Genomic DNA, 14169 nt, shown 5'->3' with positions numbered 1-14169 from the left:
CGGGAGCAAAAGGGAGGTCATTGTACACAGCGACACAAAGCCTCACAAATTTAACGACGAACAGTCGTAAATTCGTGTCGCATTTATGAACGTTTATAGCTGGATGCTGTGCTAGTCAAAAGCTTTTTTAGCGATCTGACCAAAACACCCTGTTTTCCAAAAGCGTCCGGGACGCAGACACCACAAGGCGCGCGGTCAATCGGACTGCACGCTTGCGGATCAAAACAGGGATGCTGGGTGAGCGGCCCGGATAAGGCCGCTGCGACTTCAGCGAGCTGCGCCGAGTTCCTGTTGGATACTGGCGACAGTACGAGGCCAAGGTTTACCAGCCTGAACCTTCGCTGGCAATACCTTGATAGCTGCAAGGGCAGCTGCGCGATCAGAGAAGTTGCCGTAAGTGATCACATACAGCGGCTTGCCCTGAAGCGTTTTCTTGAAATAACGGTACTCGCCGCCTTGCTCGGCAACGAACGCCTGAGCAGTGCTCTCGGAGCTGGTGCCGAGGATCTGCACCACGTAACGACCCGGCGCCTGACTGCCATACCAGCTGCTACCAGCTGCAGATTTCCCGGCAGCGGCCGGTGCAGTCTTGGCGGTTGCGACCTGCGTTGGAGCCTGAGCAGGCGCTGCTGGCTTCGGAGCGGTCGCAGCAGGTGTAGCTGGCTTCGGAGCAGTAGCGGCCGCTGGCGGCGCAATGGACGAACGAGGTGTCGACGGTGCTGCACCGGCCGGCACACCAGCAGGTGGCGCGGTGGTGGTCACGGTAGGTGGCTGGTCAACAGACCCGACCGGTACGCCATCATCGTCGCCATCACTCGCGCCCGCCGCTTCGGCCAGAGGGCCGCGCATGACGGGCTGAGAGTTACCCACCAACGGCAACGGCATCGGCTGCGAATTACCCGCGAACTCGATAGCCGGGCCACCGTTGTTGGACTGCTGGGCGCTTGGCGTGCCCTGCCCCAGAGGCAGTTGCGCCTGCGAGTTGGCAGGCTGGGTCGCTGGGGCACCGGAATTGCCGCCACGGCCCGGGATCAGCACTGCTGCCAATACCCCGACTGCAACCACAGCACCCAGTGCCATTACATATTTCTTCGGCATTTTGAATCCCACACTTGGGCGTTTGACCGCCGAACGGCTGGCGATCATCGCCTCGATCATTGAGTCCCGGGCAACCTGATTGATAGCGCCAGGCCATCCACCGGAATGCTCGTGAATATCGGTTATCTGCTCGGCCGTGAACAATTCGATGCCTTGTCCGGCACCTTCCAGTCGTTGCTCCAGATATTCCCGTGTTTCATCTTCCGTGTAAGGTGCCAGCTCGATGACGTGATAGCGCTCGCCCTCGGTTTGCGCTTCGGCACATAGCTGATCGAGTCGATCGATCAGTGAAGCTTCACCGAACAGAAACACATGTGGACGGCCTTCAGGACTTCCATCGGCCAGACCGAGCAGTGCTTCGAGTGCGGATTCGCCAAGTTGTTCGGCATCGTCCACCAACAAATAGACTTCCTGGCCGGTCAGCGCCAATTGCACGACCTGCGCGAGGATGGCGCGCATCTCTGGCTGGGCGACATTCAGCGCCTGGGCAACCTGACGCAGCAGACCGGAAGCATCTGCAGCACCCCGGGCCGAAACCACCACGCTCTGGACCGATTGCTTGTTGGTACTGGCAACCAACGCCTGACGCAACAAGGTTTTGCCGCTGCCCACCGGGCCGGTCACGACCAGCAATAGCTGGCTGTAACGGGCCAAATGATGCAATTGTCCCAATACCGGCTTGCGCTGGGCAGGGAAGAATTTGAAGCCAGGTACCCGCGCTGCGAACGGGTCATGACTCAACTGGTAATGGCCGAGGAAGGCCTCGTCGGCGTGCAAGCTACTCGTCATGGAATTTCATTAACCTCTGAGCTGATCCACGAGGGCGCGGTAATCCGCCGCCAGCGTGGCCTGTAAAACTTCTTTTGGATATTCGTCGGTGATCACGGCTTCGCCCATACGGCGCAACAGGACCAGACGCAGACGACCATCCAGGACTTTTTTGTCGACAGCCATGTGCTCAAGGAAATGCTCCGGGGTCATTTCCTGCGGCGGCACCACCGGCAGACCGGCGCGCTGAAGCAGGCGAATGCCGCGGTCTCGCTCCTGTTCGCTGATCCAGCCCAGACGAGAAGACATTTCCAGCGCCATGACAGTGCCTGCGCCGACAGCCTCGCCATGCAGCCAGACACCGTACCCCATGTGGGTTTCGATGGCATGCCCGAACGTGTGCCCCAGGTTCAGCGTAGCGCGCACGCCGGTTTCGCGCTCATCAGCGCCAACGATCAGGGCCTTGGCGGCACAGGAGCGTTCGATGGCGACTGTCAGGGCGGCCTGATCCAGTCCACGCAACTGGTCAACGTTTTCTTCAAGCCAGGTCAGGAACGGCTCATCACAGATCAGACCGTACTTGATGACTTCGGCGAGGCCCGCCGACAATTCCCGCTCCGGCAGCGTATTGAGGCTGGCGGTGTCGATCAGCACGACGCTTGGCTGGTAAAACGCACCGACCATGTTCTTGCCCAGCGGGTGGTTGATCCCGGTCTTGCCGCCCACCGAAGAGTCAACCTGAGACAGAAGGGTCGTAGGGATCTGAATGAAGTTCACGCCGCGTTGATAGCAAGCGGCTGCAAAACCGGCCATGTCGCCGATCACGCCGCCACCCAGGGCAATTACCGTGGTACGCCGATCATGACGGGCACCCAGCAGGCCATCGAAAATGCTTTGCAGGGTTTCCCAGTTCTTGAAAGCTTCGCCGTCCGGAAGGATGACAGGCAGGACGTTGTAGCCGGCCAGGGTGCGGGTCAGTCGCTCAAGGTAAAGAGGCGCGACGGTGGTATTGGAAACAATCGCCACTTGCCGCCCAACGATATGCGGAGCGAGTAAATCCAAACGATCCAGCAAGCCTTCGCCGATATGAATCGGGTAGCTGCGCTCGCCAAGCTCGACCTTAAGTGTCTGCATGTGTCCCCACGTTGATTACCGGATACGTCGCTGTGAGTGCTTTTGGCACTCACGCAATAGGTGGCTCAAGGCTACGCCTCGTCCTGTTTTTTATTGGTCGCAGAGGATAGCGCATTTCTGCCCAGGCTTTAACGGGGAGGAAGCTCCGCCAGGCGCGCAAGAATATCAAGAACCACCATTCGTGGCGGCCGCTCATCGGTTTCAACCACCAGATCAGCGATCTCCCGATAAAGCGGGTCACGCATCTCGAGCAGATCGCTCAAAACCTTTGCCGGATCAGCGGTGCGCAACAGCGGGCGGTTACGGTCGCGGGCAGTACGTCCGACTTGCTGCTCTACCGAGGCATGCAGATACACCACGCGCCCGCCCTGATGCAGGGCCTGGCGATTTTCGCTACGCATGACGGCACCGCCGCCGGTCGCGAGGACGATCCCGTCGACACTGCATAGCTCGGCAATCATCGCCTGCTCGCGGTCACGGAATCCGGGCTCACCTTCTTTATCAAAGATCCACGGGATATTGGCACCCGTGCGCAGCTCAATTTCCTTGTCGGAATCCTTGAACGGCAGGCGCAGCTCTTTGGCCAGCAAACGGCCGATGGTGCTTTTACCAGCCCCCATCGGCCCTACAAGTATTAAATTTCGCACAGAATCAACGACTCACAGCAATCGCCTGGTTGTTCATGATACGCGGAGTGAGGAACACCAGCAGCTCGGATTTTGCTTCCGAGACCACATCGCGCCGGAAAAGGCGGCCAACATACGGCACATCGCCGAGAAATGGCACCTTATCGACAGTTTTAGTTTGCGTATTCGAGAACACACCACCGATTACGATGGTTTCTCCATCGGCGACCAGCACCTTTGCGTTGACTTCGTTTTTACGAATAGGGGGAACGCCTTGCACCATGTTCAGGTAGTCGGGCTCATCCTTGGTGACCTTGACCTCCATGATGATGCGGTTGTCCGGCGTGATCTGCGGCGTCACTTCCAGTGAGAGCGAGGCCTCTTTGAAAGACACTGTCGTGGCACCACTGGAGCTGGATTCCTGATAAGGAATCTCGGTGCCTTTCAGAATCTTCGCGGTTTCCTTGTCGGAAGTGACCACCTTGGGCTGGGAGACGATTTCACCGTTGCCGGTTCTTTCCATTGCGCTGAGCTCGAGATCGAGTAAAGCGTTATTGGTCATGAAAGCGATACCAATGCCGGAGGTTGCATTGGCTGCGCCCAGATCGACGAATGGCACATTGGAAGTCAGCGCATCGCCCGTGTTACCGGCTTCGTCCCCATTATCATCCAGACCATAACCACTCCATTTGTGGTTGTTATTACGGTTGGTGTCGCCTGCCCAGCGGACCCCGAGCGCCTTGTCGTAACCGACATTGGCCTCGACGATTCGCGCCTCGATCATCACCTGACGCACGGGAATATCCAGCTGGGAGACGATGCGGCGCAGCTCGTCCAGACGGTCCTGAGTCTGGTAGGCAATGATGTTGTTGGTTCGGTCATCCACGGTAATCGAGCCGCGCTCATCGACTTTCGACTCGGCGCTGGTCACTGACTGGAACAGTTTGGCGATGTCCGCAGCCTTGGCGTAGTTGACCTGCAACAGTTCACGACGCAGCGGTGCCAGCTCGGCAATCTGCTTGAGAGACTCCAGCTCCTGACGCTCGCGGGCCGCAATTTCGTCGGCGGGTGCGACCAGCAAAACGTTGCCGATCTTGCGTTTGTCCAGACCTTTGGTTTTCAGCACCAGATCCAGCGCCTGATCCCACGGCACGTTCTGCAGGCGCAAGGTAATGCCGCCCTGAACCGTGTCACTGGCGACCAGATTGAGACTGGTGAAGTCTGCGATCAATTGCAGCACCGAGCGCACATCGATGTCCTGGAAGTTGAGCGACAGCTTTTCACCGGTGTAAACCAGCTTCTCTGCGTTGCGGCGGTCCAGGTCTTCGTTGGTCAACGGACGCACGCTGATGGTCAGCTTGCTTTCGGTCTGATAGGCGGAGTAATCGAAAGGCCCGGATGGCTCGATGGTGATGCTTGCCTTGTCGCCGGTCGCAGTGGCGTTAACGAACTGTACCGGCGTGGCGAAGTCCTTGACATCCAGTCGTACCCGCAGCTTTTCAGGCAACTGGGTTTTGGCGAAGTCGACGCGAATCTTGCCGCCCTGTTCCTGAATATCAGGCGCCACGCTGGAGTCCGTCAGATCAATGATCACATTGCCTTCACCCAACTCGCCCCGCTGAAAATCGACATTGCGGATCGCTTTGCCAGTTGGCGCATACGCTTTGGGTCTTGCGGGAGCAGGAGGTGGCACGGCAACACGAGCCGCGCCCTGCGCAGTACTGGGTTGCGATGCCTGCGCCGCAGTGGCGCCCTGACCGATCACGATAAACAGATTATTGCCATCAACCCGTGAGCTGTAAGGCGCAAGTGTGGTCATGTTGACAATTACACGCGTGCGATCATTGGCCTGAACCACGACCACACTGCGGGCATTGCCACTGCCCAGCTCACGGCTTTTGGTCGCCAGTTGACTGGTCACGCCGGGCAAATCGAGTGCGATACGCGCTGGCTGCTCGGTGGTATAGCCTCTGGGCGCAGGGACCGGCGCATCAAAAGTCAGCTTGAGCTCGATCCTGTCACCGGGCAGCGCCGCAACATCCAGCGTCTTGAGAGTGGCGGCCTGGAGCATCGGCGAAATCATCGCAATCCATAGCGATACACCGATAGCCGAAAGAATCCTGGTCATGATCATTTTCCGTCCTGCGAACCCGAGAGTGCTTTGCATGCTTGGCTGTGCTCGTTTCATGAGCGTTCTTTCAGGGAAATGCTGCGCGGCCTTTCCAGCCATGCCCCCTCTCCGTCAGGAACTATTTCTACGACATCAACGCGAGATTCATCGACCGAGACAATCCGGCCGTTATTGCGGCCCAGGTAATCACCGACTTTCACCCGGTATACGCCACCCGCCCCCTTGAGCAAGGCAAAGGTCCCGGTTTCATTACCCATGGTGCCGACCATCTCGAACGTCTCGATATTGAACCCTTCCAGAAACTGCCTTGGCCGTGTTTCATCCGGAGCCACCAGTCTTGACCCTTTGAGACGGTTAACCAGATCGACCTTGATCGGCGGCTGAAACGGGCTGCGCAGATTCGCAGCGTTATACGTGAAAGCTTCATAAGGACGAAACCTTGGCAGAGGTTCGATGGTGCCCGTTGGTCGGGCACGCGCCTCATCCATAAAACTGGTCAGGTCGGCAAACGACGAATCCTCGTTGCAACCGGCCAGACTGATCAACGCCACACTGGCGCACAACAATCGCGCCAGCCTCATTTATTCAGTCCTTCATCGTTGTAGCGATAGGTCTTGGCGAGAATATTCATTCGCAGCCTGGACGGATTTGAAGCTTCCACAGGCTTGATCTCGAAATCATGCAGGGTGACGATCCGCGGCAGGCTGGCGACACCACTGACGAAAGTGGCCAGATCGTGATACCCGCCCACTACGGTGATCTGTATCGGCAACTCGATGTAAAACTGCTGAGCCGCTTCCGGTAGCAGCTTGATCTCTTCGAACTCCAGCCCACTGCCCAACCCTGTGCGCGTGATGTCTTCCAGCAAGCCAGGTACTTCGGTATCGCTGGGCAACTGCCGCAACAATGCGCCGAAGGTGTTTTCCATCTCGGTCATCTGCACCTTGTAGGGCTGCAGGTTTGCGGCCTGGAAGGCCTTGGTAGTGAACTGCTCTTTGAGCGTGCTTTCATTGGCGCGCGCGCCATCAAGCTGACTCTCAAGATCCTGGATATAGAAGAAGTAACCCAGCGCCAGCACAAGCACCATCAACAGGATGCCGGTCACGAACTTGACCGCAGCGGGCCATGAGCCAAGGTTGTTGATGTCCAGATCGCCAAGGTCAATCCGGCGCAGACTTTCCAGCGTCTCGGAAAGATTCATGGCTTGACTCCATCAATGGCCGGCTGTGTCTGGCGCACTGTTAACTGAAACACGTTGGCCTGATCCAGCGCGCCAGCGGTTGTTGCCTTCACTTCGGTCAGACTCGGTGCTTCAAACCAGTCGGAAGCCTCGAGATTACGCATCAAGTCCGACACGCGATTGTTCGATTCTGCCGCGCCCGTGACACTCACCAGTTTGTCGACCATCTTCACGTTCGAGAAATACACGCCATCCGGCAGGGTACGCGCCATTTGGTCAAACACCCGGCCGATGATCGGGCGATTACCTTGCAGGTCCTGGATGATTTTCATCCGTTCCAGCAACTGCTTGCGGCGGGCTCGCAGATCGCTGATCTCTTTAATACGCTCATCGAGCTGCACGATTTCTTTCTGGATGAACGCATTGCGCGCCGCCTGATGAGTGATCGCACTGCTCAAATATTGATCAACCATGAACAATACGCCGACCGAAGCTACAAATACGCCAGCCAAGGCCATCAGAAATCGTTTCTTGCGCTCTTCGCGCAACTGTTCACGCCAAGGGAGAAGGTTGATCCGTGCCATCAGTCAAAGCTCCTCAGGGCCAGACCGCACGCGATCATCAAAGCAGGAGCATCGCTGGCCAGGGCGCCAGCATTGACCTTGGCGCTCAAGGCCATGTCTGCAAACGGGTTGGCGACCAGAGTGGGTGTGCCGACGCGCTGCTGAATCAGGTTGTCCAGCCCGGAAACCGATGCAGTACCACCGGCCAGCATGATGTAGTCCACGGCGTTGTATTGTCCTGCGGCGAAGAAGAATTGCAGCGACCGGGCAACTTGCTGCACCACGGCCTCCTTGAATGGCTGCAGCACTTCGATCAAATAGTCATCCGGCAGACCACCCTGCTTCTTGGCAAGCCCGGCTTCTTCCATTGAAAGGCCATAGCGACGCCGGATTTCCTCGGTAAGCTGACGCCCACCGAACAGCTGTTCACGGGTATAAATAATGCGTCCGTTGTGCAGCACGCTCAGGGTGGTCATGGTCGCGCCGATGTCGACGATGGCAACGGTCAGTTTGTCGTGACCGCTGCCCAATTGCGTCGACAACAACCCATAGGCACGCTCCAGCGCGTAAGCCTCGACATCGACGACCCGCGCGTTGAGCCCAGCAAGGGCCAGGGCGGCTTCGCGTACTTCAACGTTTTCTTTGCGGCAGGCGGCCAGCAGGACTTCAACGCGCTCGGGGTTGCGCAACGAATAGCCTTGAACCTCGAAATCGATTGCGACTTCTTCCAGCGGATAGGGAATGTACTGATCAGCTTCGATTTTCAGCTGGTTTTCCATGTCGTCATCCGACAGGCCAGCGTCCATCTCGATGGTCTTGGTAATCACCGCCGAACCGGCCACGGCGACCGCCACAGATTTGACGCTTGTACGCGCCTTGGCCAATACCCGCGCCAATGCATTTCCGACGCCTTCGAGCTCGGCAATGTTCTTTTCGATCACCGCGTTGGCCGGTAGCGGCTCCACCGCGTAGGACTCGACTTTGTAACGTGTGCCGGAACGACTCAATTCAAGGAGTTTCACCGATGTAGAGCTAATATCGATCCCTAGAAGGGTGTTGGCCTTCTTACCGAAGAGTTCGAACACAACCTGTTCCCTATGAGTTTCCGTCACTTACGGATAATTTGTTGTCCAACGCCGCCGCCAGCAATCCTGACAGTAGCGCAAATAACGCTCGGAGACGAAAAATGCTTATAATGCCCAGCGCTTTTTTCGTATAACCAAGCTTCAAGGCGTGTCTATTTATTAGTGCCTGCGCTTAACTCATTCTTTTTATTCTGGAAATCAAAAAGCCTTGATACGCCTGCTGAAGTTTTTCTGGTGGTCTCTCGTCGCCGTATTCTGTGCGCTGTTGCTCGGCCTCAGCGGTGCCTTTCTTTATCTGAGCCCTAACCTGCCGTCTGTAGAAGCCCTGCGCAGCATCCAGCTGCAAATACCCCTGCGCGTCTACAGCAGCGACGGCAAGTTGATTGCGGAGTTTGGCGAGATGCGCCGTACCCCGATCCGTTTTGCCGACATCCCGCCGAATTTCATCAACGCCTTGCTCTCGGCCGAAGATGACAATTTCGCCAACCACTACGGCGTCGACCCTGGCAGCCTGATGCGTGCAGCGTCGCAACTTGTCAAAAGTGGCCACATCCAGTCGGGTGGCAGCACCATCACCATGCAGGTGGCAAAGAACTATTTTCTGACGAGTGAGCGCAGTTTTTCGCGTAAAACCACCGAGATCCTTCTTGCACTGCAAATTGAGCGCCAACTGACCAAAGACGAAATTCTCGAGCTGTACGTCAACAAGATCTATCTGGGCAACAGGGCCTACGGCATCGAAGCAGCGGCGCAGGTTTATTACGGCAAATCGATCCGCGACGTAAGCCTTGCGCAGATGGCCATGATTGCCGGCCTGCCGAAAGCACCTTCACGCTTCAACCCTCTGGCAAACCCGACGCGCGCCAAAGAGCGTCGCGACTGGATCCTGGGGCGCATGTTCAAGCTGGGCAAGATCGACCAGAGCGCCTATCAGGCTGCGCTAAGCGAGCCACTCAACGCCAGCTACCACGTACCGACACCTGAAGTTAACGCACCTTATATTGCAGAAATGGCGCGTGCCGAAATGGTCGGCCGTTATGGCAGCGACGCCTATACAGAAGGCTTCCGTGTCACCACGACAGTCCCAAGCGACCTTCAGGAACACGCCAATACGGCGGTTCAGGAAGGCCTTATCGAATACGACCAGCGGCACGGCTATCGCGGCCCTGAAAGCCGCTTCCCGGGCATGACCCGCGAAGGCTGGGCGCAAGAGCTGACCAAGCAACGCACCATCAGCGGCCTTGAGCCTGCAATCGTCACCCAGGTCGACAAGACTGGCGTTCGCGTCCTGACCCGTAATGGTGAGAAGGAAGAAACTGTCGAATGGGCGAGCATGAAATGGGCGCGCCCTTATCTGAACACCAACAGCCTGGGCGCAAACCCCAAGGGACCTGCTGATGTCGCGCATGTCGGCGATCTGGTTCGCCTGCAGCGTCAGGAAAATGGCTCTCTCAAGTTCAGCCAGATCCCGGCGGCGCAAAGTGCACTGGTATCCCTCGACCCGCAAAATGGTGCAATTCGCGCACTGGTCGGTGGTTTCGCCTTCGAGCAGAGCAACTACAACCGCGCCCTGCAAGCCAAGCGTCAACCGGGCTCGAGCTTCAAACCATTCCTGTACAGCGCCGCGCTGGACAACGGCTACACCGCGTCAAGCCTGGTAAACGATGCGCCGATCGTGTTTGTTGACGAGTATCTGGACAAGGTCTGGCGTCCGAAGAACGACACCAATACCTTCCTTGGCCCGATCCGCCTGCGTGAAGCGCTGTACAAGTCGCGTAACCTTGTTTCGATTCGTCTGCTGCAACAACTGGGCATCGATACGTCAATCGACTACATCACGCGCTTTGGCTTCAACAAGAGTGATCTGCCGCGCAACCTGTCGCTGGCACTGGGCACAGCCACTCTGACACCGATGGAAATCGTCACCGGTTGGTCAGCGTTCGCCAACGGTGGCTACAAGATCAACTCATACCTGATCCAGAACATCGAGAGCCGCGATGGCGTGACCTTGTTTGAGGCCAACCCGCCAAGCGTTCCAGCGGTAGACCACCAGCCAGCACCTCATGCCAACACGGTTGCGGTACCTAATGGGCCTGCGCTGATCACTTCATCCAGTGAAGGCCCTGCACAGCCTGCTGCGCCGGTTGATCCTCAGGCACCCGCCGTTGCACCGCGCATTGTGGACAGCCGGACCACGTACATCCTCAACAGCATGCTGCAGGACGTGATCAAACGCGGTACCGGCCGCCGCGCCCTGGCGATGAACCGTCCGGATATCGCAGGCAAGACCGGTACGACCAACGAATCCAAGGATGCGTGGTTCACCGGTTACAACGCCGATTACGTGACCACGGTCTGGACGGGCTTCGATCAACCCGAAAGCCTGGGCCGTCATGAATTTGGCGGTACCGTCGCCCTGCCGATCTGGATGAACTACATGAGTGCCGCGCTCAAGGACAAGCCGCCGCATCAGCAGGCCGAGCCGGATGGCATCCTGAGCCTGCGGGTTGATCCGATCAGCGGCCGGGCAGCCACTCCGAGCACGCCTAACGCGTTCTTCGAGCTGTTCAAAAGCGAAGACACGCCGCCAAGCGTCAACGAACTGGGCGGCCAGGCACCGGGCAGCCCGCTGCCAGCGGATGAGTCGGCGCCGATAGATTTGTTCTAGGCAAGCAGCTACAAGCTTCAAGCCGCGAGCTACAAGAAAAAGCAGTGGAGAAACGGAATGCTGCGTTGTTTTCGCTTGCAGCTTGTAGCTTGAAACTTCCCCATAAAAAAACCCGGCTAATGGCCGGGTTCTTTTATGGGTCTGCTAACAACGTTAGCCGTTAAAAACGTCTTCAACGCTGGTCAGCGGGTAGTGCTTTGGATACGGCAGGGTTGCGACACCGCTTTCAATGGCTGCCTTGGCAACGGCATCAGCGATCAGACCCAGCAGGCGGGTATCCATTGGTTTCGGGATGATGTACTCACGACCGAACTCCAGCTTGATGCCGCCGTAGGCGTCGCAGACTTCCTGAGGCACTGGCAGTTTGGCCAGTTCACGCAGGGCGTTGGCCGCTGCGATCTTCATTTCTTCGTTGATGCGCTTGGCGCGAACGTCCAGGGCACCGCGGAAGATGAACGGGAAGCCCAGTACGTTGTTGACCTGGTTCGGGTAGTCGGAACGACCGGTCGCCATGATCACGTCGCTACGGGTCGCGTGAGCCAGTTCAGGAGAGATTTCCGGATCAGGGTTCGAGCAGGCGAACACGATCGGATCCTTGGCCATCGACTTCAGGCCTTCAGCGCTCAGCAGGTTCGGGCCAGACAGACCAACGAACACGTCTGCGCCATCCAGAGCGTCAGCCAGGGTACGCTTTTCAGTCGCGTGAGCGAACACAGCTTTGTACTGGTTCAGATCGGTACGGCCGGAGTGGATAACGCCGGAACGGTCAATCATGAAGATGTTTTCGATCTTCGCGCCCATGCTCACCAGCAACTTCATGCAGGAGATGGCCGCAGCGCCAGCGCCCAGGCAGACGATCTTGGCGTCAGCCAGGTTCTTGCCGACGATTTCCAGGGCGTTGATCATGCCGGCTGCCGTAACAATCGCGGTGCCGTGCTGGTCATCGTGGAAAACCGGGATGTCGCATTGTTCGATCAGCGCTTTCTCGATCTCAAAGCACTCAGGCGCCTTGATGTCTTCGAGGTTGATACCGCCGAAGGTGATGGAGATGCGTTTTACGGTATCGATGAAAGCCTGTGGGCTTTCCGAATCCACTTCGATATCGAATACGTCGATACCGGCGAAACGCTTGAACAGAACGCCCTTGCCTTCCATCACTGGCTTGGATGCCAGTGGGCCCAGATCACCCAGGCCGAGGATCGCGGTGCCATCGGAAATAACTGCTACCAGGTTGCCTTTGCCGGTGTATTTGTAAGCCAGCTCAGGGTCACGGGCGATTTCACGCACAGGCTCGGCAACCCCAGGGCTGTAAGCCAGGGCCAGGTCGCGAGCAGTAGCGGTGGGCTTGGTGAGTTCTACGCTCAGTTTCCCCGGACGAGGATTGGCGTGATATTCAAGCGCGGCAGTTTTCAAATCAGACATGTGGGCATTCCGCTTTTTTTACTGTGGGAAGACGGACCGCCGAGGATACGCAAGATGCAAAGTCCTAACAAGACTGGCCAGTCACAACTGTCAATAGGCGGGGAGTTAGACTTTACGCTTAGAGCGGAGGAGTTGCATCAGGCTCCACCTGATTTCACTCAGATCCCTTCAACGAGCCATCTTGCAGCAATACACGGGATCTGTTGGAGCGAGGCTTGCCCGCAACCCAGCCGACACGGTATCCCAGACACACTGCGCTACAGCCCTTCGCGGGCAAGCCTCGCTCCAACAGAAATCCGGTTTAGCCAGATCGTGATGCGGTGCCTGATGAGATGCCGGTGCTGTCAGAGGGTCGATGAATCAAGCATCGCCGGATGGGTAATCGGCATCATCCAGCGTGCCTGCCCATCCTTGAGGCCGCTCCGTCGAGATCGATCAACGACCCAGCCACGCGCTTCGATACTCTGGCCCTTCATGCGGCTCAGCTGTTTGGCGTCAAACTGGCTGACAAGGGCCGGGGCGATACGCAGCACCAGCGAACCCTGCAGCTCAATCCATATGCCGCCGCCATTACGCTGCACATCGACGATTTGCCCTGAGACCAGCGCAAAACCGCCCTTATCGATCTGACCAGCCGATTGCACCGGCGAGTTGCGCCACAGACCAAGGCCAGCCTGACGGGCTGTACGCTCAGCCGCTTGCTGACAATCGACCAGCGCTACGTTAGGCGAAACGGCAACCAGATAACCCAGGCCCTCGCTCAACAGCTGCGCTTCGAGATTGGCACCGTCGCGACCATAGACATTGGCCAGCACGCGACCATAACGATCCTTGGCCTGTTGGCCGATCAGCAAACTGACGGTGCCATCGCTTTCAGCCACCAGTGTTTGCAGACGACTTTTGGCAGCCTCGGCAAACGGCTCGGCGGAACGGCTTTTCTTTCCCGTCTCTGGAGTGTTGATCCCGACCATGCGTACGTTGCGCCCATCTTTAAGGCGCAGGGTATCGCCATCGACCACACGCTCGACCTGAGCAACCGGAAACGAGGATGGCGCAGGGCAAAGAGCCTGAGCGGCAGGCAGCCAAATCGCGGCCACAAAAAAGGCGCCCACAAGGGACGCCTTTTTAAGCAGCCTGGATAAACCCGTTGGATTTTCCAGATCGGCCAACCTTACTCTGCAGCAGCAGGAGCTTTGGTAGCACCGAACGCACCGAAGCGCGACTTGAACTTGTCAACACGGCCGCCAACGTCAAGAGTCTTCTGCTTGCCGGTGTAGAACGGGTGGCACTCGTTGCAAACGTCAAGGCTCAGAGGCTTGGCGAGAGTCGAACGGGTTTTGATGACATTGCCGCAGCTGCAAGTAGCGTCAATGGCTTCGTAAACTGGATGGATATCAGCTTTCATCGGTACTTCCTCGGGCTAGCGTGCCGCCATCCAACACTATTGTTGAATACCGCACGTAAATAGGCCGCGAATATTACCAGACAATCCAG

The 14169-nt window shown here is 57.6% G+C and carries 12 protein-coding genes; 1 reads left to right on the top strand and 11 read right to left on the bottom strand.

Annotated elements, in window-relative coordinates; genetic code table 11:
* Positions 1-267: 267 nt before the first annotated feature.
* The 8 genes from AO242_RS05735 to AO242_RS05700 all read right to left on the bottom strand — a co-directional run bounded on the left by AO242_RS05735 (position 268) and on the right by AO242_RS05700 (position 8585).
* Positions 268-1887, bottom strand: a complete 1620-nt coding sequence (locus tag AO242_RS05735) for an AAA family ATPase (protein WP_099268008.1) — start codon at positions 1885-1887, stop codon at positions 268-270.
* A 9-nt stretch (positions 1888-1896) separates the two neighbouring features.
* The gene (gene aroB / locus AO242_RS05730; RefSeq protein ID WP_099268007.1) at positions 1897-3000 is read right to left on the bottom strand and encodes a 3-dehydroquinate synthase; all 1104 of its coding nucleotides are present in this window, start codon (positions 2998-3000) and stop codon (positions 1897-1899) included.
* 128 nt (positions 3001-3128) lie between these two features.
* The gene (aroK, locus tag AO242_RS05725) at positions 3129-3647 is read right to left on the bottom strand and encodes a shikimate kinase AroK (RefSeq protein ID WP_027901980.1); all 519 of its coding nucleotides are present in this window, start codon (positions 3645-3647) and stop codon (positions 3129-3131) included.
* A gap of 4 nt (positions 3648-3651) precedes the next feature.
* Positions 3652-5754: a type IV pilus secretin PilQ gene (gene pilQ, locus AO242_RS05720; RefSeq protein ID WP_176560575.1), complete on the bottom strand. Its 2103-nt coding sequence runs from the start codon at positions 5752-5754 to the stop codon at positions 3652-3654.
* A gap of 56 nt (positions 5755-5810) precedes the next feature.
* Positions 5811-6338 carry a type 4a pilus biogenesis lipoprotein PilP gene (gene pilP / locus AO242_RS05715; RefSeq protein WP_099268005.1) on the bottom strand — a complete coding sequence of 176 codons (528 nt, stop codon included), beginning with the start codon at positions 6336-6338 and terminating at the stop codon, positions 5811-5813.
* Positions 6335-6958: a type 4a pilus biogenesis protein PilO gene (gene pilO, locus AO242_RS05710; RefSeq protein ID WP_099268004.1), complete on the bottom strand. Its 624-nt coding sequence runs from the start codon at positions 6956-6958 to the stop codon at positions 6335-6337. Before pilO ends, pilP begins: the two co-directional genes overlap by 4 nt.
* Positions 6955-7521, bottom strand: a complete 567-nt coding sequence (locus tag AO242_RS05705) for a PilN domain-containing protein (protein ID WP_027901984.1) — start codon at positions 7519-7521, stop codon at positions 6955-6957. Before AO242_RS05705 ends, pilO begins: the two co-directional genes overlap by 4 nt.
* Positions 7521-8585, bottom strand: coding sequence for a pilus assembly protein PilM (locus tag AO242_RS05700; RefSeq protein WP_099268003.1), 1065 nt, complete (start codon positions 8583-8585; stop codon positions 7521-7523). Before AO242_RS05700 ends, AO242_RS05705 begins: the two co-directional genes overlap by 1 nt.
* Before the next feature lie 208 nt (positions 8586-8793).
* Between AO242_RS05700 and AO242_RS05695 the strand changes: the two genes are divergently transcribed.
* Positions 8794-11253 (top strand): penicillin-binding protein 1A, encoded by a 2460-nt coding sequence (locus tag AO242_RS05695; protein ID WP_099268002.1) that lies wholly within the window; start codon positions 8794-8796, stop codon positions 11251-11253.
* A gap of 153 nt (positions 11254-11406) precedes the next feature.
* Here the strand turns inward: AO242_RS05695 and AO242_RS05690 are convergent, their stop codons facing one another.
* From AO242_RS05690 to rpmE, 3 genes are all read right to left on the bottom strand, one after another.
* Positions 11407-12675 carry a malic enzyme-like NAD(P)-binding protein gene (locus AO242_RS05690; protein ID WP_099268001.1) on the bottom strand — a complete coding sequence of 423 codons (1269 nt, stop codon included), beginning with the start codon at positions 12673-12675 and terminating at the stop codon, positions 11407-11409.
* Positions 12676-13019: 344 nt separating this feature from the next.
* Entirely contained in the window at positions 13020-13835 is an 816-nt protein-coding gene (locus tag AO242_RS05680; protein ID WP_099268084.1) for a thermonuclease family protein, read from the bottom strand.
* An 11-nt stretch (positions 13836-13846) separates the two neighbouring features.
* Positions 13847-14080 (bottom strand): 50S ribosomal protein L31, encoded by a 234-nt coding sequence (gene rpmE, locus AO242_RS05675; RefSeq protein ID WP_020293533.1) that lies wholly within the window; start codon positions 14078-14080, stop codon positions 13847-13849.
* Positions 14081-14169 lie beyond the last annotated feature (89 nt).

It is taken from the genome of Pseudomonas sp. ICMP 561, from assembly GCF_002699985.1.
Lineage (GTDB): Bacteria > Pseudomonadota > Gammaproteobacteria > Pseudomonadales > Pseudomonadaceae > Aquipseudomonas > Aquipseudomonas quasicaspiana.
This window is presented reverse-complemented; position numbering and strand designations above follow the sequence as displayed.